30 protein-coding genes are annotated in these 19,584 nt (G+C 32.2%); all 30 read right to left on the bottom strand.

From position 1 onward, the window contains the following. On the bottom strand, positions 1–350 hold a 350-nt coding region (locus tag Q0617_RS09850; RefSeq protein ID WP_298753008.1), incomplete at its 3' end, for a hypothetical protein. 4 nt (positions 351–354) lie between these two features. After that, on the bottom strand, positions 355–1,452 hold the full coding sequence (locus Q0617_RS09845) for a hypothetical protein (RefSeq protein WP_298753007.1): 1,098 nt from the start codon (positions 1,450–1,452) through the stop codon (positions 355–357). Positions 1,453–1,467: 15 nt separating this feature from the next. After that, on the bottom strand, positions 1,468–2,193 hold the full coding sequence (locus Q0617_RS09840; RefSeq protein ID WP_298753006.1) for a hypothetical protein: 726 nt from the start codon (positions 2,191–2,193) through the stop codon (positions 1,468–1,470). Beyond that, complete coding sequence (locus tag Q0617_RS09835; protein ID WP_298753005.1) at positions 2,190–2,543, bottom strand: hypothetical protein; 354 nt, start codon at positions 2,541–2,543, stop codon at positions 2,190–2,192. The genes Q0617_RS09840 and Q0617_RS09835 overlap by 4 nt, the downstream gene beginning before the upstream one ends. Before the next feature lie 132 nt (positions 2,544–2,675). Next, on the bottom strand, positions 2,676–3,842 hold the full coding sequence (locus Q0617_RS09830) for a hypothetical protein (protein ID WP_298753004.1): 1,167 nt from the start codon (positions 3,840–3,842) through the stop codon (positions 2,676–2,678). Beyond that, complete coding sequence (locus Q0617_RS09825) at positions 3,839–4,327, bottom strand: hypothetical protein (protein WP_298753003.1); 489 nt, start codon at positions 4,325–4,327, stop codon at positions 3,839–3,841. Before Q0617_RS09825 ends, Q0617_RS09830 begins: the two co-directional genes overlap by 4 nt. Next, on the bottom strand, positions 4,327–5,589 hold the full coding sequence (locus tag Q0617_RS09820) for a hypothetical protein (RefSeq protein ID WP_298753002.1): 1,263 nt from the start codon (positions 5,587–5,589) through the stop codon (positions 4,327–4,329). The genes Q0617_RS09825 and Q0617_RS09820 overlap by 1 nt, the downstream gene beginning before the upstream one ends. Further along, a complete protein-coding gene (locus tag Q0617_RS09815; protein WP_298753001.1) occupies positions 5,589–5,804 on the bottom strand; it encodes a hypothetical protein in 216 nt (71 codons plus the stop codon). The genes Q0617_RS09820 and Q0617_RS09815 overlap by 1 nt, the downstream gene beginning before the upstream one ends. Then, positions 5,797–6,204, bottom strand: a complete 408-nt coding sequence (locus Q0617_RS09810; RefSeq protein WP_298753000.1) for a hypothetical protein — start codon at positions 6,202–6,204, stop codon at positions 5,797–5,799. Before Q0617_RS09810 ends, Q0617_RS09815 begins: the two co-directional genes overlap by 8 nt. Then, a complete protein-coding gene (locus tag Q0617_RS09805; RefSeq protein ID WP_298752999.1) occupies positions 6,197–6,514 on the bottom strand; it encodes a hypothetical protein in 318 nt (105 codons plus the stop codon). Before Q0617_RS09805 ends, Q0617_RS09810 begins: the two co-directional genes overlap by 8 nt. A 15-nt stretch (positions 6,515–6,529) precedes the next feature. Further along, on the bottom strand, positions 6,530–7,060 hold the full coding sequence (locus Q0617_RS09800) for a hypothetical protein (RefSeq protein ID WP_298752998.1): 531 nt from the start codon (positions 7,058–7,060) through the stop codon (positions 6,530–6,532). 10 nt (positions 7,061–7,070) lie between these two features. Next, a complete protein-coding gene (locus Q0617_RS09795) occupies positions 7,071–7,481 on the bottom strand; it encodes a hypothetical protein (protein ID WP_298752997.1) in 411 nt (136 codons plus the stop codon). Between the two features lie 2 nt (positions 7,482–7,483). Beyond that, positions 7,484–7,891, bottom strand: coding sequence for a hypothetical protein (locus Q0617_RS09790; protein WP_298752995.1), 408 nt, complete (start codon positions 7,889–7,891; stop codon positions 7,484–7,486). A gap of 46 nt (positions 7,892–7,937) precedes the next feature. Further along, positions 7,938–8,306 (bottom strand): hypothetical protein, encoded by a 369-nt coding sequence (locus Q0617_RS09785; RefSeq protein ID WP_298752993.1) that lies wholly within the window; start codon positions 8,304–8,306, stop codon positions 7,938–7,940. Continuing rightward, positions 8,306–8,956 (bottom strand): hypothetical protein, encoded by a 651-nt coding sequence (locus Q0617_RS09780; RefSeq protein WP_298752991.1) that lies wholly within the window; start codon positions 8,954–8,956, stop codon positions 8,306–8,308. Before Q0617_RS09780 ends, Q0617_RS09785 begins: the two co-directional genes overlap by 1 nt. Positions 8,957–8,960: 4 nt before the next feature. Beyond that, entirely contained in the window at positions 8,961–9,158 is a 198-nt protein-coding gene (locus Q0617_RS09775) for a hypothetical protein (RefSeq protein ID WP_298752990.1), read from the bottom strand. Positions 9,159–9,190: 32 nt separating this feature from the next. Further along, positions 9,191–9,346 carry a hypothetical protein gene (locus Q0617_RS09770; protein WP_298752989.1) on the bottom strand — a complete coding sequence of 52 codons (156 nt, stop codon included), beginning with the start codon at positions 9,344–9,346 and terminating at the stop codon, positions 9,191–9,193. 53 nt (positions 9,347–9,399) lie between these two features. Beyond that, the gene (locus tag Q0617_RS09765; protein ID WP_298752988.1) at positions 9,400–10,305 is read right to left on the bottom strand and encodes a N4-gp56 family major capsid protein; all 906 of its coding nucleotides are present in this window, start codon (positions 10,303–10,305) and stop codon (positions 9,400–9,402) included. Positions 10,306–10,315: 10 nt separating this feature from the next. After that, a complete protein-coding gene (locus tag Q0617_RS09760; protein WP_298752987.1) occupies positions 10,316–10,798 on the bottom strand; it encodes a hypothetical protein in 483 nt (160 codons plus the stop codon). Position 10,799: 1 nt separating this feature from the next. After that, a complete protein-coding gene (locus Q0617_RS09755) occupies positions 10,800–11,132 on the bottom strand; it encodes a hypothetical protein (protein ID WP_298752986.1) in 333 nt (110 codons plus the stop codon). 9 nt (positions 11,133–11,141) lie between these two features. After that, positions 11,142–11,876, bottom strand: coding sequence for a glycosyltransferase family A protein (locus tag Q0617_RS09750; protein ID WP_298752985.1), 735 nt, complete (start codon positions 11,874–11,876; stop codon positions 11,142–11,144). Continuing rightward, positions 11,848–12,135 carry a hypothetical protein gene (locus Q0617_RS09745; protein ID WP_298752984.1) on the bottom strand — a complete coding sequence of 96 codons (288 nt, stop codon included), beginning with the start codon at positions 12,133–12,135 and terminating at the stop codon, positions 11,848–11,850. The genes Q0617_RS09750 and Q0617_RS09745 overlap by 29 nt, the downstream gene beginning before the upstream one ends. Beyond that, complete coding sequence (locus Q0617_RS09740) at positions 12,132–12,824, bottom strand: ChaB family protein (RefSeq protein WP_298752983.1); 693 nt, start codon at positions 12,822–12,824, stop codon at positions 12,132–12,134. Before Q0617_RS09740 ends, Q0617_RS09745 begins: the two co-directional genes overlap by 4 nt. An 88-nt stretch (positions 12,825–12,912) precedes the next feature. Next, positions 12,913–13,827 carry a hypothetical protein gene (locus Q0617_RS09735; protein WP_298752982.1) on the bottom strand — a complete coding sequence of 305 codons (915 nt, stop codon included), beginning with the start codon at positions 13,825–13,827 and terminating at the stop codon, positions 12,913–12,915. Between the two features lie 8 nt (positions 13,828–13,835). Then, positions 13,836–14,846 (bottom strand): hypothetical protein, encoded by a 1,011-nt coding sequence (locus Q0617_RS09730; protein ID WP_298752981.1) that lies wholly within the window; start codon positions 14,844–14,846, stop codon positions 13,836–13,838. Continuing rightward, entirely contained in the window at positions 14,847–15,029 is a 183-nt protein-coding gene (locus Q0617_RS09725) for a hypothetical protein (protein ID WP_298752980.1), read from the bottom strand. After that, on the bottom strand, positions 15,026–16,345 hold the full coding sequence (locus Q0617_RS09720) for a phage portal protein (protein WP_298752978.1): 1,320 nt from the start codon (positions 16,343–16,345) through the stop codon (positions 15,026–15,028). Before Q0617_RS09720 ends, Q0617_RS09725 begins: the two co-directional genes overlap by 4 nt. Before the next feature lie 116 nt (positions 16,346–16,461). After that, positions 16,462–16,767, bottom strand: coding sequence for a hypothetical protein (locus Q0617_RS09715; RefSeq protein ID WP_298752976.1), 306 nt, complete (start codon positions 16,765–16,767; stop codon positions 16,462–16,464). Then, positions 16,768–18,261, bottom strand: coding sequence for a terminase family protein (locus tag Q0617_RS09710; protein ID WP_298752974.1), 1,494 nt, complete (start codon positions 18,259–18,261; stop codon positions 16,768–16,770). It abuts the gene before it with no gap. After that, positions 18,242–18,769 (bottom strand): hypothetical protein, encoded by a 528-nt coding sequence (locus tag Q0617_RS09705; RefSeq protein WP_298752942.1) that lies wholly within the window; start codon positions 18,767–18,769, stop codon positions 18,242–18,244. The genes Q0617_RS09710 and Q0617_RS09705 overlap by 20 nt, the downstream gene beginning before the upstream one ends. Positions 18,770–19,584 lie beyond the last annotated feature (815 nt).

Here is a 19,584-nt window from a genome sequence, read left to right as displayed (position 1 = left end):
TCCATTCTTACTGTTGGGTCACATGGTTGTGGATTATCACTATCATGTGAACAATTATCATATTGAATTACTCTTGCACTATCTAATCCTGTTTTGTTTAATGTTTGCCATTCTGTAACAATGTAATCTTTATATTTAGCCATTGGTACTGATTCTTTTAAATACAAATCTCCTTGTAATGTAAAATTTCCTGAACCTTCTTCTTCTTCATACACTCCAATTGAACTGTTCTTAGCGATATTATCTGATAAATCACTTTGAGTTATTTTACTAACTAACCAGTCTTTTATTGCATTTAATTTTGTTTCATTTGTTCCCTTTACTTCAAATCTAAAAAATCTTACTGTCATTTTCTTATACCTCAACAAAAGTCATATCAGGATTAAAAAACAACTCAGTTGTAGTTAATGCTGTTCCGACTATTCTTACTATTTGTCCTGTTGTACTTGGAGCTGTTGTAGTTATTCCCCCTGCAGTTGCACTTGCATAATATATTGAACCTGCTGTTAATCCAGTTGTTGTCCATATACCATGAGTTAATACAGTTGTTGAACTTAATCTTATTCCTAATTGTTTTGAACAACTCGCTTCTGCATCTGCATCTGCTTGAGTCCATGTATCTGCTCCAGATAAGTAAACTAAATTTCCATCTGAACCACCAACTGTTTGACCAGCTATAAATAATGCTTTACCATTCCAATCAAGATTTCCTCCTAATTGAGGTGTTGTATCATCTACAACATCTTGGTCTCCAGTATTAGTACCTGAAGTGTTACCAAGAACTGTCATTTGAGCATCTGTTGGATGATTGTATTGACTAGCTGTTCCTGTTATGTTAGATAAATCATCGTGATTAAAATCACTTGCAGTGTAAGTTGTATTGGTATAATTACCAGGGTCAATGTTTGTTGCTCCTTGGTCTGTAGTCCAGTCTATATGTTCATTAGCAACATAATCACTAAATCCATCGTGAAAAGCTCCTCCTGAGTATGCAAAGCTACCATCTGATAAAGAAGAATCAAAATTAGCTTTAGTATCAGATATGCCTGACATACTTGTTTGGTCTCCTGAATTGGTACCAGATGTATTACCTATTACTACTAATTGAGCATCAGAAACATAATTCTCATCTGCACCTAATACTGGTGCATAGGAAGCAGCGATTGTAGAAGGTTCTAAATAATCTGTTCCTGGTGTTAATGCGTCTTGTTTTGCATTCCATGTAGCAGCATCAAATATATATGTGCTTGTTATTGCAGTTCCTTGCCAAACACCTGTACCAATAGTACCTAATGTTGTAATGGTTGTATCTCCAAGCCAATTAGCATTATCTAATGCTGTTGTACTAATTGTACTTGCTGCACTTACACCACTTTTGATATAAGTGACCATATTATTCCATTCTGTGAAAGTAATAGAATCTGCTCCTGTTTGTGTATCATCCCATGCCATTTTTTATATTTCTCCTTATGAATATTGAACTTCTACTTTTGTTAATAATGTGCTTGAACCACCTGCAAAGCTTATTGGGAATGCTAATCCAGTTACTCCAAATTGTGTTCCACTAGGTGCCTCTACTTTATATTTTATACCATCTACTGTTGTTGAACTTGCTATCACTTCAGTTCCATTTGTTACTGATTGCCAATTAGTTCCACCATTAAATGATAAGTATAATCTTGCAGTACTTGTTCCAGTACCAGTTAATGTTAATGTTCCTCTTGTATATGCTTGATTGTTTTTAGCAATTACGTCTGATTGTAATGTTTGACCAGCATCAATTGTATAATCATAATTTGTTGAATAATCTCCTGTTCCTGTTGAATTGGTACTATCAATTAAAGTACTTGTTTCAAAATACTGTTCATAAGTATCTTCCCAATTAGTCACTCTTTGTACTTCTCTATAAGTTGAATATGAATCAACTTTAGTACTTGCCCAGTTACCATTTGTTACTGTGCTACTACTCCACTTATGCCATGCTTCTGTTTGAGTTGAAGATGAAGCCCAAAATAATGTTGAACCATTGGGTATGTTTTTCCAAGTTATAGTTGTTCTATGTTCTGGAGTTATATTACCACTAAATTGTTGAACCCATGCTGGAGTTACACTCTGGTCAGGTAGACTTTGTTTCATAGACTGTTGGTCTGAAACTACATTTCCAAGGATAATACCTAAATCTTGATTGCTCATTTTATTCTAATAACAAATCTTGTTTCCAATTCAAATTGATTGGTTTTATCTATTCCACCAAATGTATCTCTAACAAAAAGATTACCTCCAGTTGAACTATCTAATAAACCTGTCTCAGTAATTGTTGAACCGACTGCCTCACTTGTTAATAACACTGCATCGAATTCTACAGTTTGACTTTCAAGTATTCTATCTGTATAAGCATTTCTTTCTATTTCACTTTCCAAAGTAGTATCATTTGTTGTGAAAGCTGTTGAACCATCTCCCCAAGCCACATGACTTGGTGTTGGTATTGTTCCAGTTGTAAATGAACTAGCTACTAATTGTTTTGCTACTAATGTTGTTCCCATTTATTTCAACTCATCTTCTGTTAATTTTAAAGTTGTAGTGTAATCACCGAACTCTATTTCTTCAACTCTTAAATTATATCCATTTAATCCATATTTTGGAAAGTTACATTGAATAACATTTCCTAAAGTATATTATGTTGTGAAGGGTAATTTAACTGTTGCTTTGATAAGTGATTCATTACGATTTAATAATATATTTGCACCTTCTGCTTGACCTCTCCATTTAGCTTCCCTTCTCACTGAGTAGTTATAATTTCTTTTAAAATCTGAATAACTTGTACCCGTAATTGTTAATGTATTATCTTTTGTAGTATTTGGAGCATTATTTCCATCTGTTTTAGTGCTTTTCCAAACAGTTGTGTATGTCCATGGTGAACCCATGTCTGAAGGGTACCATCCATCTTCATCTCTATCAAATGAACTAGCATTACTTTGAATTTCATTACCCATTAGATTCTGTGCAATAGCACTGGTACTATCCACAAATTTCCATTTAGCACCATATTTTGAACGACTTGCTTGGTCATAAGTACTTACCCTTATTCCTACATTATTTGCATCTGTTCCACAATGTATTCTTAATGAATTTATTATATTATCTTTCTTATTTGTTAATTTAATTGATTGAGTATCTGTTTCTTCAAGTATAAAATCATTAGTATTTATTTTCTTTTTCCAAATCATTTCATTGTTGTTATTTATATAATAATAATAATTACCATCTTTAGTATATTCATCACTTGAATACCTTTCAAAGATAATCTTCATTGGTTTATCATATTCTGCAATTTGATATGTTGGAAAAGCAGAACCATCTTCTTTAGTTGAACTATTTGTATTTGACCATGTTATTTGAAAATTTGGGTTTTCACTATTATGAAATACAAATGCCTTTTTTAATATATTTGGAGGACTTAATAAAGTATTACTTGTAATAAACCCTATACCTTCTAATAATTGTTCTGTTCTTGATTTACCTTGTACTGTAACCATATTACTAGTTCCTAATGTTTCATCAACATTTTGAATTACTCCATCAATCAACAAATCACTTGATGCTACTGATTGAGAGTTTGACACACCATAAATCTTTATTTTATCTGTATTTTCAAACACAGCTCCATTAGTGTATAATTTATTATAATTATTTAATACACTGAATTGAAAACTATCTTTTGAAGTACCTGTATTTAACCTTATATTCTTATTGAATGTATCAGAGATTATGTAGCCTGTGCTATTCCAATCTCCATCTGTAATCCTTTTGTACAGTTCCACTTGATAATATATATAACTCATGATGTTTCCACAAATGTTAATTTATAATTAACTAAATGCCCATATTTTGAACTACTTGGTTTTGCACCTAAATCAAAAGATTCTACAACAACTTTGATAGTTGAAGACGAAGCAGTTGTAGTGTATATTGACGAACCAGATGGAATACTTACTGCATCAGTAGAATATAAAGGTACACTATTTTTACCAGTAGTAATTATTAGATTAATTTCAGTATTACTAGTTCCATCATAAGGATTTTTAGCCAATGCTAATAATGAACTATGTTGTATTGTACTAGGAGATAAATTATCTGTATCAATATAACCACCTATTAATATCTTTGGGTTCTCAAAACCAGCAGTTTGTGTTTCTGCTAAACTAAATGAATTAGTGTTAGGTGTTGTTCTTGTTAAGGGTCTGAACCCATAAGTCATATTTGCTCCTCTCAAATAAATTGTTGAAGGAGATAAATATGGTGCTGTTAAGTATATATCTTGTACCATTATATTCCACCAGTTCCTGCTTGTTCATACATAGCAGCGATTATTTCATCTGAAGACCCACCTTCTATTTTAATATTATATATGTTTTTAAATTGACCAACTTCTGGAGGTAGTTCTTCATCTCCTTCTTTTTGAATTGTATCTTCTGCAGTTGTATTTAAATCTGAAGTTACTTTCCCAATTGCATCAGATATTGCTTGAACATCTTCTTTCTTACCAAGAATAGAATCAATTAAAGAATTTTTTGTTCCACCTTCAAAAATATCTTTTTTCATATCTTTTAAAACATTTAAGTGTTTTTTGAGATTTGATAATTCTAAAGCAGTATTTGCAACTGCATCTCCAAGCCCATCAGTTACTGCATCAAAACTTATTTCTTTACCCATTATCCATCCAAAGGTGCTATTCCATGCATTTATTATTTTTTTAAAGAATGAAGCCCATACCATCCATATATTTAATAAACCTGATTCGAATTTATATTGCATATCTTTTATAAATACAGCTATCCTAGTTGATAATATTAACCAGTTAATTGCTATTTTTTCTCTAAATTTGATTACAATTGCTAATACTGCTGCAAATGCTATTGCCCACCATATTGGTAATAATCCAACTGCAACTCCTAAACCTACAACTGCAAGTATAACTGTTGAAATTAGTTTCTGCCATTTAGGCATTTCCATACCCCATATTGCAGTAACATCATAAGCCATAAGACCAATTAAAAGTAATGGTGCTAATAATCTTTTTGTAATTATATAATATATAGCCATTACTATTGGTTTCATACCCAACCATAACATACCAAAAGCCATTAAAATTGTTCCAATAGCAAATCCAAATATAATTATTTCAGATACTAATTTTTGATTTACTTGCATCCATTCATCAAGTCTATCTAATATTCCTAGAATTGTTGGCATTAATGGTTCTAAATAACCTGCAATTGCATTACCAACCTCAAATTTAAGTGATTCTATTGATGCTTTTAATCTATCAAAAGGAGTTACTGTTCCTTCTACAGAATGCATAATATCTTGAAAGGTTTTTACACCTGATTTCATAATTGTTGAAAAGACTCTTTGAATTGCCATACCAAAGAACATTATTGATAAAGCCCAACCATCAAATCTTTTAAACCATTTTTCTAATCCAGTTTGGAATCTACTAATTTGTTTCTTTGCTTTATCAAAAACATTAGAAAAACCCTTAGCATTCATACTAAGGTTTACAATAATATCATTTACTGATGTTGCCATTATCTTTTTCTCCTCATAGTCTTTTTCTCTTTTTCTTTCTGTTTTCTATGAATTTCAATCATTTCCAACATAAATGGAATTGGAGCTTCCATAATATCTTTATAAGACCAAGGAAAATCCACTATAAGAACATAATTAAGTTCTTTATGATCTTTCCTGAAATTATTTGATTTATTAAATATATTATTTTCTATTTTTTTTTTAAAATCAAACATTCTTCATTCCTTGTTCAGCCTTCCTAGGGTTTGCTTTCTGTTGTTTAAATGATAAATTTATTAAAGGTTCTATCAATTCAAACATATTAGATATAACAAACTTTTCAACATCTTCTTCCTTTTTCTCTGGGTAACTGGTTGAAACCATAACTTTTTCTAAATCAATTATATTAGTTGTTGTTTCTTCATCAAATGTAGAAAATAACTTCTTTGCATCCACATTCTTTTTTTCTTCTTCATCCATACCATCTGTTAATTCAGTCATTGTTTGAACTACTTTGAATACTTTAGGAAAATGTTTCCAAGGTAAAGGTCTAAACTCAAATGAGTCTTTTGTTCCATCTTCGTTTTCTAACTCAAATGTTATATTATATATACTATGTTTTTCAAATTTATCCATTCTTATCATCTCCTTTCATTCCAAAAGTCATAGGAACTTTTCTTGTTTCTACTTTGACTTCTTTATTCTTAATGTTTTCCAATTCATACTTTATTTCTTGTATTTCATCGTATATAAGATTAAACTTGTAATCTTCCTTTGCATTCTTCATTAATGTATATATCATAGTCCACCTATTATCTCCAAAGGCTTCTTTACAATATTTATTTACTTCTTCCCATGCTTTTAAAGGCATACCACTTACATTAAACGTTCTTGTTACTATTGTTGATTCAAGTTTATCTTTCAATTCATTAGTCTCTTCATTCATTTCTAATCACCTATTTTACCAAGTAAGAGTACTTGCTGCTACGCTACCAATTTTCATGTTAGCTCCACCATCTGCATCAGTTGGACTTAGTTTAAAAGTTATTGTTCCTTTTAAGAAGTCATCTGCTGAAGATTCTGGTTCAAATGTAACTGCTTTTGCATTATCATATGCTCTTGTATAGTACAAACTTCCATCTGACCATTGAACATACACTCTTTTAGCTGCTGCATTTCCTGCTGAAGATACTGTGCTTGAAGCAATGTCTCCCCATTTATAACTATCCCATTTTAATTGGTCAGTATCTGCTGTTTGATATCTTAATATAACATCAAAAGATACTTCTAATTGTGTTCTTGGTTTTACTTTATCTATATTACCACCACCGAATACAGGTACAGATTCTATATCTTCTTCTCCACCTGATTCACTAAAGTTTGTAACCTCTGCTTCTACTGCATCAGAAGATGCTAAAGATGAAGGGTCTACACTTGTAGCAGTGATATAAATTGTTGCTTGTTCTGGAATTATTCCATCTCCACTTGCCATTATTTATCACCTATTTGTTTAATTCTTTTTGCAATCCCTTGTTTATTAAACCAGGGTATTCTTTTTCTAACGTATCGTACATCTTGAACATATATTTTGCTTCACCTGTTTTAATCATATGGGCTATATTTTTACCATCTAATCCATGCATCCACATATGATAAGGTCTATTTCTCTGATTTTTCGGTTGTCTTGAAATAACAGACCATGTTTTATTCCTTTCTTGACCATATCCTATTGCTGCAATTAAAGACCCACTCTTTCTAGGAGCTATACTTGCTGCAATACTTGCACCAATCATTGCTTGACTCCTAGTCAGTTTACCTGCTTTAAATCTTGCAAAATCTTTAATAGCCTTGAATTTTTTATTGAGTTTTCTAACCCCATCCACTCTTACGACAAATTGCCTTCCAAGTGCCATGATTATCTCCTCAAATAAGTTATATTAATTCTCTTCCAATGTATTTTATTATTATTTTGAGGTGAAAAATCAACTGATTCATCCCAACTGACCATCATAAGTCCTGAAATTGACTTTAAACTACTCAAAGCATCTATCTCATCTGTTATCTGGTCTATCTGTTTATTCTTCTTAGCATATATATCAATTGGAACTACAATTTCATTTTTCATAGTTGACCTATCAAATGTAGGTTCATCTTTTGATACATCTATTCTTTCAACTGCAACTATTGGATATTGAATTGTATCTTCATCTGGATACCCTCCAACAACAGTTACTGTACTGCTCAATAAGTTTGCAGCTGTAAGTATATCATATACTGTTTCAAATACATTTGCACGTAATGTGCTTGAGTTTATTGTTACCATCGGACTACGCCTATAATTCTAGCTACGCTAAATTTTCACTAAGTATTTACAATATCTTAGCTAGTCTCAGAACCCATGCGAGTTCTTCGTCTAAAAGTGTGTAAGCACCTTTTTCTATTACTTTATAATCAACACTTCTAAGTGTTATCTTATCATTAACATTAACAGATGTTCCATAAGGTACTACTGCATCCATCTCATTCTCATTCAAATCTCCAAACGGTTGGAAATTTTGTCTCTCGTCAATCATATTATAAGGAACTATCTTAATTGAAGTTCCAGTACTGTAAGTTATAGTTCCATCTCCCCATTTATCTTTAACACTAGTACTTATAGTAGATAATACTCCTGTACTACCTAATCCATTAAATACTTTAGCTGCTAATTTATTCTGGATTGATGTTGCTCTACTCATTAATATCTCCTTGTGTTTCTAAACACTCTTGCATTACCACCTAACTCATCTAAAATCATTTTGATTTCATTATTTATTGAGTTGACAGTATCTAAGGAAAAAGTATCTGGGTCTGTGATTGAAATGTTACCAACTGTTACACTTCCACCTTCTTCTTGTGACATTGAATTGACTGTTGCTTGAATAACTCTTTGTGCTGACATAAGTGTAGAGAGCCTTTTAATATAATCAGGAGTTGTTATATAACCATAATTATATGTAACACATATATTTTGATAACCTGCACTAGGATAATTATTACCAAAGAACTTAATTTCTCCTTCATCCCCATAAAGAATAAAATTTCCAGTTCTTCCTTCAGTTAATGTTGACCATGAAGCTGAATCAGCTCCTAATCCATTAACTTCGTATTTCAATTCAGTTACTGCATTGACTGGTGCATGTGGTAAATACAATACTCCAGACCCATTGTAATCAAGATAAGTTGACGTAGCTAATGTGGAACTCCACACCTTACCAGTTTTTAAGTCTATTTGCGAATCTGATTCGTCTATCCACCCAGACACAACTGTTGAAGTTGGGGTTGTTGAAGAATTTAAAGTTAAACCTTTTAATTCATTTGATACATCTGCTACTGTTGTATATGCCATTTTCTTATATTACCAATGTGATAAATGCACCTATTAAGGTTACTAAAGTTGCTAATGCTACTTTTTCAACCCACTTACCTGCAAATTTACCACCCATTTTATCTAATTTTTGATGAATTTTATCAAAATCTAATCTTTGAACTAAAACATGCTCGTCTAGTTTATTATCTATATTTTCTATTTTTTGTTCCACTTTAGCCAAACGAGTCACCTCTGTAATATTCATCGTTATCACTAATTAAAAAGTTTCTTAAAAAGATTCTTTTTTTTTGTTTGTTTTTTAATACTTTTCTTTTTCTTAATAACCTTCTTAGGTTTCTCTTCAACTGTAGGTTCTACTACAGGCACTGGTATTAATTTTTTTCTATCTTTTTCTCTATGTCCTACCATTATTATTACCTCATGTAAAAATTAAAAAAAGAGGGAAAATCCCTCAAAACAGTTTAGCCACCGTATGCAGTTAATGTGCATACTTTGTTTGCATGTAAGACTTGTACGTCAAATTCTTCAACTGCTGCTAATACAAATTCTCTTTCAAGAACTTTATAGTCAGAGTTAAAAGTAATTGGCATCTTATATGCAACACCGAAAGCTTCGTCATCTAATACAAGATTGTCTCTTGCAGTAGTAGTTGTTGAGTTTCTTGGGATTAATGTAGTCACTAAGACTTTCATTCCAAGATACTTTCCAATTTCACCATTCATAACGACTTCTCTTCCACCATAAACTGAGGAGTCAATAAAGTCAGATAATTTGATTAAATTGTTTTCACAAGCTGGATGAATAACGATGTATTTTGCATCATAATCATCACTTCTGATTGCTGTTACTGCGTTAGCAATATCATCTGTTCCAAGTACGTCACTTGAAGCGATTGCTGATGTAGCTACACTATTTACATTAACAGAGTTTCCTGTTCCTGATACTAATGTTGCTATAATCTTGCTATCTTTGACTTTTGCTAGAGAATATCCCATTTCTTTGGTTTTCTCCATCATAATATCATTGATACTTCTGATTCTTTCTTTCCTAGTCAAAGCTACTGCAAGACCATATTCACTTGGAGTGAATACAACTTGTGTATAACTTATTGCACCAGGAGTTATTGCTGTGCTTTCTGTTAAAGCTGCTGCAGCTAATTCTGCACTTATTTGAACATTTAGAGTATCTCCAGCTTGACCTAGAAGTTCCATGTACTTCTTACCAAGAGGTTCCATAACAATTTTAGCTTTTGCAAAGTCTCTGATTTGTTTAACCCAAATTTCTGGATTAATATAACCAGCAGCTGTTGCAGTTGCTTGGAAACTGTTTGTCTCTAATGCCCTTGTTACCATTTGTCCGTCAGACATTGTTTACCACCTATTTATTTTCTTTTAAATCACTTTCGGAAGCTCTAAAGCCTCCACTTCTCACAGAATCTTCAAATGCTGCCCACTCTTGTTGAGGTGACATCTTTGGTGTTTCTGCTTGAACATTATTATCAGCTATCGGATTTTGTACTATTGGAACAACACCCTTTCTTTGAGGTTTTTGTTCTTCAACAACAGGTTGAGGTTCTACTGGTTCTTCAACCTTTGGTTCTTCTTTTACTTCAACTACTGGCTCTGGTTTGGATTGCATTTCATCAAACCTTTTTTCCATCTCTGCCATTTTAGCTTCGTATTGAGCAACCTTATCGTTTAGTTGATTTATTGTATGTTCTGTAGTTGCTTTATTTACTCCTTCTTTAATTCCAGCTTCTTTAGCTTCTTGGAGTTTTTCTGCTTCTACAGTATTAATTTCTGTATTAATTTGTTCCATCTCTTGTTCAGAGACTTCAACTGGTTTATTTTCTTCTTCCATTTCATTCACCCATTTCTTTTAATTGTTCTTTACTTGCATTTAATGATTTTTCGGATTGTCTTATTTGACTTTCCATTGCCATTATTTGCCTTTTATTCTTAATTTCAGTTAATGTATCAACTGCTTTCCAAAAATCTTCTACTTCTTGGAATTGATATTCAGCCTTTAATGGTCTTGGATATTTTCTCTGTACATTTTGTAATACCTTTGTTGCTTCCAGTTCATCAACCATTAATTGATAAGCTTCTTCAAGAGTTTTAATACCCTTTTCTAATTCTTCTTTTGATTTTCTTTTTGACTCAGCGTGTGCTTGTGTCATCTTTTCTTCATCCATTCATATCACCTATATATCTTTTACGTTATCCCACTTTGAATTGTAATGTGGAATAATAATATCTGAATCAAGCCATACGTCATAACCCATGTTATGTAAATCCATATACATGAATACGTCACTATGCTTGATTTGACTGTCCATATACCAAAACTTAATCTTCTTTAATAAGAATTTATGCATTAAAGCAGTTCCTATTCCACAACCATGAACCTTGGTTAATCCTTTACCGAAGTATTCATAACCTTCTTGAGGAGGAAGATTATAAGTTTCTAATTCTCCATTCTTTTGTCTTCTTAATTGAAATAAACAAGGTCTTGGAGGTTGTTTTTCATTATCTATATATCCAATTACATACATACAACCAACAATTGGTTTTTGATGCATCATTAGTCTTGAGATAATGTTCTTTGGAGGTATTAAATCAGATTCAATACTCATCCAATAATCATAATCATTATTAATTACATAATCTCTTATATAATTTAATCCGTTTGCTACCCCTTCTCTGGAATGTTTTCCTCTGGGTACGTGAACAATAGTTACATTGTCCATGTTCTTTGTTTTCTTTTTCAATACCTTATAGTAATCCCTTGTTTTTGAATTGTCTACAATTAACACATGAAAGTTTGGATAATCTAAATTTCTTGCATTATCTAAAAACTTATCAAATATATAGTCTTTATCTTCATAAACCGTTGTTGCTACCAATACTTTAGGTAAAGAGGTTTTCAATTTTTTCATACAAATCACTCAATTCGTTCTTTTCATTATATACAACATACTTACCTTGTGGTTTGTATTCTTGTTGCATAGTTATTGCAAAATCATAATCAATTGTTTTGGGGTTAACCACAACAATTTTACTTATAGACATTAAAGGTATTAGGTTTTTATTTGGTGTTGCAAAAAACAACTCAAATCCTTCACCTTCTAATGGTTCAATAAGTTTTTGAAGTTCTTTGAATTCAACTTCAACTACTGGATATATTAATATCTTCACGCTTCCACCCTGACAGCATCTGGATTCGCTGGGTCAGGTGTTAAGATAAAGCCTGTAAATCTTGCTTGATGGAATTCCTTATTAATATTTTTTTCATCTGGAACCCATGCTTCAATACTTGCTCCCTTATAATTATCAACCAACTCTTCCAAATCTTTTCTTACTTCAATTGTTGCCATTAATTTACCATTCTCATATTTGGCATTTATAGCTTTTATTCCAGAATCCATATTCTGGATATATTCTTCAATTTCTTTAGGAGATAAACCTTTTCTTGCTAACTCCTTTTGTAGGTCATGTTGACCACTTCTAGTTATATAACCAGTTAATCCTTCTTCATTAATTTGATTAGCTCCCATTTTTAAAGCAAAATCTGTAAAGTTAGTTCCAAACTTATCTTTACTTGTTGAAGAAAGAACATAATCATAATAAACATGAGTATCTGTAGCTGAACGAGTAACACTCTTTGACCTTTCCAATTCAAATTCATAATGAACTGTTTTATACATTTGGAAATCAGAAGTCTTTGCCACCCAAGTACCTTTAACCTTTTTGAATTTCTTTTTAACTGCTGCCCATGCTATTTTGGATGCTCTATCTTCTCCATACTTAGCTTTTGCAGCCTTAAAAGTAGATTCCCACATTTGTTGTGCTTGTTTGGGTAATTTCTTTAATATTTCTATTGGCATTTTATTCCTCTACACATAGTTATATGTGCATTCATCATATATAAAGCTTTTGGTTTTTGTGTATTTATCTAATAAATTTTATATTAAATTACCATGTATCTATTGCAACTCTTTTCCATGTATTAGTTGCTATGCAAATATAAATGTAATTACTATCCCACGCTATTGTGCCTGTGATTCCTGTATCACTTGCACTACTGGGTGTATGGCTTGTTTTTACTATTAAATCATTGCTTATTATTGCGTCTCCATTTGCGTTGATTCTAAATTGTTCTAGTCCTCCACTTCCTGTGAAACCGCTTGGAGTTAGAGCAATTTTAAAATATGTTTCTTTGCTTGTAGATGTGAAATCCTCTGCCGCTTTAAATAAAAATTGTCCTTGAGCTCCTGTAGATTTAGAAGCGGTAGCTACATCTGAACTTGCATAATATCCAAAAGCATTTAATCCTCCTAGAGTGTCTTCTGCTTGTGCTCTTAAAGGAGCTGCTGCTGTTCCTCTTCCTTTGTGCATACGCAATGCTCCACCTGCTAAATGATTTCTAAAATAATTTACATTTAAAGAATTTCCAATGCCTGTATTTTCATAATCAGTTGTTATTTCACATTGAACATCATTGGCTGCTGCTCCTATCCCTAAAAGCCCACTTGTGTTATCCCATGTAAGGTCACTACTTCCCCCAAAACTTCCACTATTATTAAATTGTACCTGTGTAGTACTTCCGCCTGGAGTGACAGCTGTATGTCTTGCTGCTGTGTTAGCTGCAACATCTGTTGCAATGTCTATTCCGTCTACTGTTCCACTAACTGCAATATTTCCTGCTACTTCTAGCAATTCACTAGGATTTGTTAAACCTAATCCTAATCTTTTATTTGTATTATCCCAATATAAATTTGAATTATCCTCACTTATAACCGCACTACCTTTAAACAATACACTTCCTTCTGTTAAATCTGTAACTCCACAAATTCCTTGTTCAATTCCATCTATTATTTCTTTTGTCATTTGTATTCTTAGTGTTTATCTGTATGTTCATACCACAACACGTGGAAATTAGTATAACCAGCTGCGGTTGCAACTATCCTAAAACAATATGTTGTGTTTTGTTTTAAAACTATTTCATCATCTCTACCAGCAGTACCACCTACTTGTCTACCTGCTCCTAATATTCCACTTGCTAATAATGTCGCACCACTAACATCTGTGTCTGAATTTGCATTTGTTAAACTAGTATTCTGTTGAGTGGCAGCTGTTACTGCTGAAGTATTAATTGAATTACGATTATTATTTAATGGTGTCACAGAAGTTCCAGGAACTGTAGCTGTTGCTCCTTCATAAATAAACCAAGCAGTTTCAGATTCCGAGTTAATATCGTATAACATGTGAATCCATTTAGTTGTGTTTGGTGTTGTAAATTGTATATCAAATACATTATTTATTGATAAGTCTGTATAACTTTGTATAAAATAATGACTACCTGAATGAATCTCGTGATGTGGATAATCTATCACTTGTAAAGATTCAGTTGAATCATCAACACTTACAGGGATTCCACCTTCATCTTTAATACCTACATAACCTATGGTATTTGTTCCTTCTGCAATTACTGGGTCTGCTGTCAAAGCTACTGGACTATTCTTAATATTTGCAGTTATATCTACAGTACAAGCTCCAGCTGTTTGAGTTATTGCTACTGTAAATGATTGACCTGATGCTTGACCAAAATTAATTGAACTTAAAACAACAGATAAATTTGTGCTTGTAGATTCATATATTTTAGAACCATTATCACTTGTTATTGTGATTGTTCTGCTTTCAGTCGTTGAGAATTCAAATGAAACATTATCAATTATATAATCATATGTTGGAGTTACTGCTTTAGAATAAGCTGCTGCATTTAAATCATATGTAGTATCATTGATAACTGTATCTATCTTTAATTGTTGTGTTGTTGGAATAGGATTTCCAGAAGTTACAGTCTGACCATTATTGAGTAGACTTACTTTATTAACAAGACCACCCATCTAATTCATCCTCCTGTATTCTATAATAAACTTATTTCCCCCATCATGATTAACAGATAAAATAGTGTAACCTTCTCTTTGCATCTCAGTTATAGTTTCATTTAAAAGTAATGAAGCTGTTTCAACAGTTATTATTTGTGGAAAAGAAACTGTTGTCAATTGAATTATGTTTTCTTCTGTCATTGTGATACATAAGGATATTCGTTAAAAGACCTTGTTATCATTTGGTCTTCTCTCGTAGTTGAATCCTCTCCAGTTCCAATATTTTCAGATATTTCTCCATCCTTTCTTTGTCTTGAAGGATAAGATTCATCTGGGGTTTTCATATCAGGGATTTTTTCTTCTTCTTTGAATAGTTTACCTTTTGGTAAATTCAAACCTGAATCTCTTAAGAATTGTTCAATTTGTTTTTTATCTGCTCCCATGTTGATAAGCTTCTCAGCGATTTCAATATCATCTTTTTCAGTTCTCTTATCAATTGGATTCCATGAGAATGTAACATTGCCAAGACCTAATTTTGGGAATAAATCATTATTGAATGAATCAGCTAAAACTTCTCTGTCTGCTTTGTTATTCATGTTAAATGCTTTAATCTGGTCATCTCCACTTGACCTATTAGAATTGTCTGGTACTCCAATCAATATTGGAGGTACTTTGAGTTGCATAAGAATCTTTTGTCTTAGATACTCAAGTTCTTTAATGAAATACTCTGATTCTTTCATATCCCTCATTGGGAATATATCAAAGTTATCTTTGGAACCTTGGAAAACAAATTTCATATTTGGGTCTTGCTCTGCCCTTGTATTATAAGCTAACATTGAAGTTACATCATCGTCTGACATACCATCAACTCTAATTACATTTCTGTATTGATTAGAGACAGCTAGGTAATTCATGAATTTCTCAATTTCATTTTTAGTTGTAACTGTTCTATAAAGAGATTTCATATAAACATCTCCCCATACTCTTGTAGTTACTTGAGATGCTGCAATATAAGTCACTTCATCTGGAGTAAAATCAATTGTTTCTCCTTCTTGTGACCTTTGGATAAATTTAATAATTTCTCCATGCTTATCAGCATCAATCTCCATTTGAGTTCCTTCAAGAAGATGAATTTCTTTTCCATCCACATTTTCAATGAAGGCATTCATATATAAAATATAATTTAGAACTAATCTCTTGACAAACTTTCTGTTAAAACCAGCTTTCTTAAGTTTGCTCTCTGCCCTTTCTACTTGAGTTTTAGCTCCTTCAATAGTGTAGCCAGTTGAGAATATAGCATTTGCTCTTGTTGTAATTGCAGCGTTAACTTCTGGGTCATTTAAAAATATATTTAGTAAAGTGTCTAAATTCTCTTGTGGTTGATAACCGTTAGATAATCTACCCATAGAATTTGATTCAAAGAACTCTTTCATGGTGCCTTTACTTGCTTCTGCCACCAAAGTACCTTTGCTGCTTGAACCTATAAGGTTCTTATAAAAATTGTTGTACCAAGCCATCGTGAGAGTCACCTTGACTTTACCTAAGAGGAATACTGAGTAAAGTCATTGGGTGCTATATTGTTATTCGTATACGGTCATTAAAGCCTCTCTACATATAGTTATATGTGCTGTCATCATATATAAATGTTTCGTTTTTTCTTTTTAATTTTCCTTAAAACCTTCCTATCTTGCTTATTTATGGCTTCATTTCTCGGATTAACAGGTATATCTTCTAAATTAGACATAACATAACCTTCATCGGTCTGATTAACTGGAAGACCTTCAACATAGTTAACTTCTGCTTCTCTATGTCTTTGTGCATCTGGAAACTCACAGAATAAACACATATCTTCTTCTTCATCATATTCTTCCCATTTATAAGTTCCATGACACTTAGGACATTTAAATTCTCTTCTTCTTCTCTGTTTTTGCCATACCATCTAATCACTTCCAAATACATTTCCTTCATTATCGTAGAATTTAACCTTCTTATTATCATCTACGAAGTAATAGCAACTCATTACAAAAGAATCTATAAAATCATCTGAACCACTTGGAGGTTTACTTATTCTTGTTGAACGAACAGTTTCTTCCTCTTGAAGTGCTTTCATCTGACTTATCAACTCATCTGATTTATAAAACTTTATTTTACCTGAACTTAATTTAGCTCTAAATTGACCATACTTTTTAACCTTCTCTCCTCTGAATGACATCTTCTTAACATTAATGCCTTCTTCCACCATTCTTTGAATGAAGTGGTATCCTTCTGGACAATCATCTACTATTACTCTTTGAATATTATATTTGGGAATTAGTTCTTTGATGTCAAGAACAAGAGAGTTATCTTCTCCATGAGGGTATACATAATGCCATATTAGTCTGGCAATCTTATCATCTCCTAATCTTGAAATAGTAATTACAGTATTTGAATTGACCATTCCGAAGTCAACTCCCATATCACATGGTTTTGAATAGTCAGCCCATTTCTGTAATGATTTGTCTGTGGCATCATCTACTACTTCAGGGTCAAAGTAATTGTTTACTGCAGCAGTAAATGAAGCATCATACTCTTGTTCAAACTTCTTACCTTCTCCAATTGCATACATCATTTCTTTTTTCTTTTGAATTTCAGCTCTATGCTCTGGATTCTCAATCATAGTCCAATGAAGCCATAACCTTTTGAATTCGGGATTATCTCCAAATTGTTCAAATGGGTCAAACACTTTAAAGAAAAATCCTCTTTGTCCATTTGGTGTGGAGGTCATCACCATTTTACCTTTGGTAATGGACAAAGTAGGAAAAGCAATTTCCATAAAGAAGTCATCACTTTCAAAGAAAGCCGACTCATCTAAGTATAGTTGAGAGAATGTATATCCTCTAACTCTGTCTGTTGGTGGTAAACAGATTATCTTTCCAATTATTTTTGTTGAGATTGGGTCTCTAAATGTTAATTCTGTTTTACTGTTGGCATCTTCCTTCTTAGTTGAAATGAAATTCGTGAAGAATTTCTTAACCTTACCCCCAGTAATCTTTGATATGTGGTCATCTCCTGAATACATAAAAGTTCTAATATCGCTTAATAACTTTTTACTTTGTTCTTCGGTACGAGATACAATACCAATTTGAGTTATGTTTGCCTTTGATTCAATTGGAAACATATTGTATACTACTGCCCATAAAGCCATAATAGCTAGGGCTGTACTCTTCCCAAGATACTGACGAGGAGTACACCATATCTGATGCTTATTCTGTAATCTGAATTCTCTGAATGCTTTGTATTGCCAAGCATACGGAGTCATACCTAATTGATGATACATAAAGTAACCTATGTTTTCCTTGGCTTTAGTTTTGGAAACTACTTCATTAGCTTGGAGAGGAGTACATATCTCATCTCTTTCCTTTATCAACTCATCTTCAATCTTTGTGTAATCCATCTTTATCTCTTTTGTGGGCGTACTCTGCATCAACTGTAAATAGGACATCTTCGTCTTCTTTTAAGACAGATTTGGTGTATAGGTCTGCTTTGGTCTTCTCAATATCAAACTTCATTCTATCCAAAAATTTAATCATCTCAAACTTTCTCTTCTCTGCTCTTTCTAATGAATCATCATCAAGAGGAGATTTACCTTCTAACTTGAGTTGTCTTTTCTTCTCAAGTATCTCTGCATCTAATTCCATTAGTTGACCATATACTGATGCACCCCTTGCCTTCATGCTTCTGTATAGAACCATATACCCTTCCAATACCTTTTCCCTTTCTTGAAGCCATACTGTACGGTTCTTAATATCCTGGATTAAATCACCAGATTCTTTAGGGGGGTCTAATTCAACACCATTAGCTTTTAACCATTTATCAAATGCAGTTCCTTTGGAAGTACCTTTTGTTAGATTATTGACTATACCAACTCTGCCATCAAGACCTTTTTTCTTCTTTTTTACCATTATGACCAAATGGTATAGCATCACTACTATATAAGCTTTATTGTTCTGTAGTATATAGGTTGCAATATATAGTTTGTAAAATAGCAATCTTTAAATACTATTACGACACATATAACATATTAGAGGAAACATGATAGTTGATTACTATTATGGTTTGGAGATTAACTTAATCAAGTGGAGATGTCTGTGTTAGGAAGGAAGGTTCGCTACTCCAGTACTGCATGGCTAAGAACATGGCTCCTGTGATTTGCACCACATAATCTATGAAGAATATCACTTTTATTAAGGTTATCCTTAGTTCCGACTATAAAGATACCTTGTAAAACATAATGCAACTCATTCTAACTGAATATGTAAAGTATTCTAAACATGTGTTAACATATTGAGAGTCTGTTGACGTATTGAAAGCTTATTAACGTATTGAGAGTCTATGACCATTTATATACTAACCTATATACTCCAATGCGTATTCGTGAACATATATGTTGTATTATATAGATATAACACTATATGTTATATCATATAGATATAAATTGTAGATATACCTATATAGATATAACACTATATGTTATATCATATATATGTTGTAGTATACATATAACTTTATGTAAGTAAGTAACAAAAAGTAACTAAGTTACAATAAGTTATAAATATAACAAAATGTTAATATATTAACAAAATGTTATATGCGTAAGAGATGGATATAATATAAATAAAATACTATTTACTTACATTTACTTACCATATACTACTATTTACTACTATATACTACCATGTAGTATGTCTATATTTATCTTAATACTACTTCTTAGTAA

The organism is uncultured Arcobacter sp. (assembly GCF_937982575.1).
Taxonomy (GTDB): Bacteria; Campylobacterota; Campylobacteria; order Campylobacterales; family Arcobacteraceae; genus Arcobacter.
Note: the sequence above shows the minus strand (reverse complement) of the source record. Positions and strands in the feature narration are given on the sequence as shown.

Coding starts and splice junctions, on each gene's coding strand:
- Q0617_RS09755 (WP_298752986.1), bottom strand. CDS start 11,132: ATGGATGAAGAAAAGATGACACAAGCACACGCTGAGTCAAAAAGAAAA.
- Q0617_RS09715 (WP_298752976.1), bottom strand. CDS start 16,767: ATGGTATGGCAAAAACAGAGAAGAAGAAGAGAATTTAAATGTCCTAAG.
- Q0617_RS09825 (WP_298753003.1), bottom strand. CDS start 4,327: ATGGTACAAGATATATACTTAACAGCACCATATTTATCTCCTTCAACA.
- Q0617_RS09840 (WP_298753006.1), bottom strand. CDS start 2,193: ATGAGCAATCAAGATTTAGGTATTATCCTTGGAAATGTAGTTTCAGAC.
- Q0617_RS09710 (WP_298752974.1), bottom strand. CDS start 18,261: ATGGATTACACAAAGATTGAAGATGAGTTGATAAAGGAAAGAGATGAG.
- Q0617_RS09770 (WP_298752989.1), bottom strand. CDS start 9,346: ATGGTAGGACATAGAGAAAAAGATAGAAAAAAATTAATACCAGTGCCT.
- Q0617_RS09750 (WP_298752985.1), bottom strand. CDS start 11,876: ATGAAAAAATTGAAAACCTCTTTACCTAAAGTATTGGTAGCAACAACG.
- Q0617_RS09720 (WP_298752978.1), bottom strand. CDS start 16,345: ATGGCTTGGTACAACAATTTTTATAAGAACCTTATAGGTTCAAGCAGC.
- Q0617_RS09765 (WP_298752988.1), bottom strand. CDS start 10,305: ATGTCTGACGGACAAATGGTAACAAGGGCATTAGAGACAAACAGTTTC.
- Q0617_RS09795 (WP_298752997.1), bottom strand. CDS start 7,481: ATGGCACTTGGAAGGCAATTTGTCGTAAGAGTGGATGGGGTTAGAAAA.
- Q0617_RS09760 (WP_298752987.1), bottom strand. CDS start 10,798: ATGGAAGAAGAAAATAAACCAGTTGAAGTCTCTGAACAAGAGATGGAA.
- Q0617_RS09735 (WP_298752982.1), bottom strand. CDS start 13,827: ATGACAAAAGAAATAATAGATGGAATTGAACAAGGAATTTGTGGAGTT.
- Q0617_RS09835 (WP_298753005.1), bottom strand. CDS start 2,543: ATGGGAACAACATTAGTAGCAAAACAATTAGTAGCTAGTTCATTTACA.
- Q0617_RS09830 (WP_298753004.1), bottom strand. CDS start 3,842: ATGAGTTATATATATTATCAAGTGGAACTGTACAAAAGGATTACAGAT.
- Q0617_RS09790 (WP_298752995.1), bottom strand. CDS start 7,891: ATGGTAACAATAAACTCAAGCACATTACGTGCAAATGTATTTGAAACA.
- Q0617_RS09810 (WP_298753000.1), bottom strand. CDS start 6,204: ATGGATAAATTTGAAAAACATAGTATATATAATATAACATTTGAGTTA.
- Q0617_RS09820 (WP_298753002.1), bottom strand. CDS start 5,589: ATGGCAACATCAGTAAATGATATTATTGTAAACCTTAGTATGAATGCT.
- Q0617_RS09815 (WP_298753001.1), bottom strand. CDS start 5,804: ATGTTTGATTTTAAAAAAAAAATAGAAAATAATATATTTAATAAATCA.
- Q0617_RS09740 (WP_298752983.1), bottom strand. CDS start 12,824: ATGCCAATAGAAATATTAAAGAAATTACCCAAACAAGCACAACAAATG.
- Q0617_RS09805 (WP_298752999.1), bottom strand. CDS start 6,514: ATGAATGAAGAGACTAATGAATTGAAAGATAAACTTGAATCAACAATA.
- Q0617_RS09725 (WP_298752980.1), bottom strand. CDS start 15,029: ATGACAGAAGAAAACATAATTCAATTGACAACAGTTTCTTTTCCACAA.
- Q0617_RS09730 (WP_298752981.1), bottom strand. CDS start 14,846: ATGGGTGGTCTTGTTAATAAAGTAAGTCTACTCAATAATGGTCAGACT.
- Q0617_RS09780 (WP_298752991.1), bottom strand. CDS start 8,956: ATGGCATATACAACAGTAGCAGATGTATCAAATGAATTAAAAGGTTTA.
- Q0617_RS09845 (WP_298753007.1), bottom strand. CDS start 1,452: ATGGCATGGGATGATACACAAACAGGAGCAGATTCTATTACTTTCACA.
- Q0617_RS09800 (WP_298752998.1), bottom strand. CDS start 7,060: ATGGCAAGTGGAGATGGAATAATTCCAGAACAAGCAACAATTTATATC.
- Q0617_RS09785 (WP_298752993.1), bottom strand. CDS start 8,306: ATGAGTAGAGCAACATCAATCCAGAATAAATTAGCAGCTAAAGTATTT.
- Q0617_RS09705 (WP_298752942.1), bottom strand. CDS start 18,769: ATGGTAAAAAAGAAGAAAAAAGGTCTTGATGGCAGAGTTGGTATAGTC.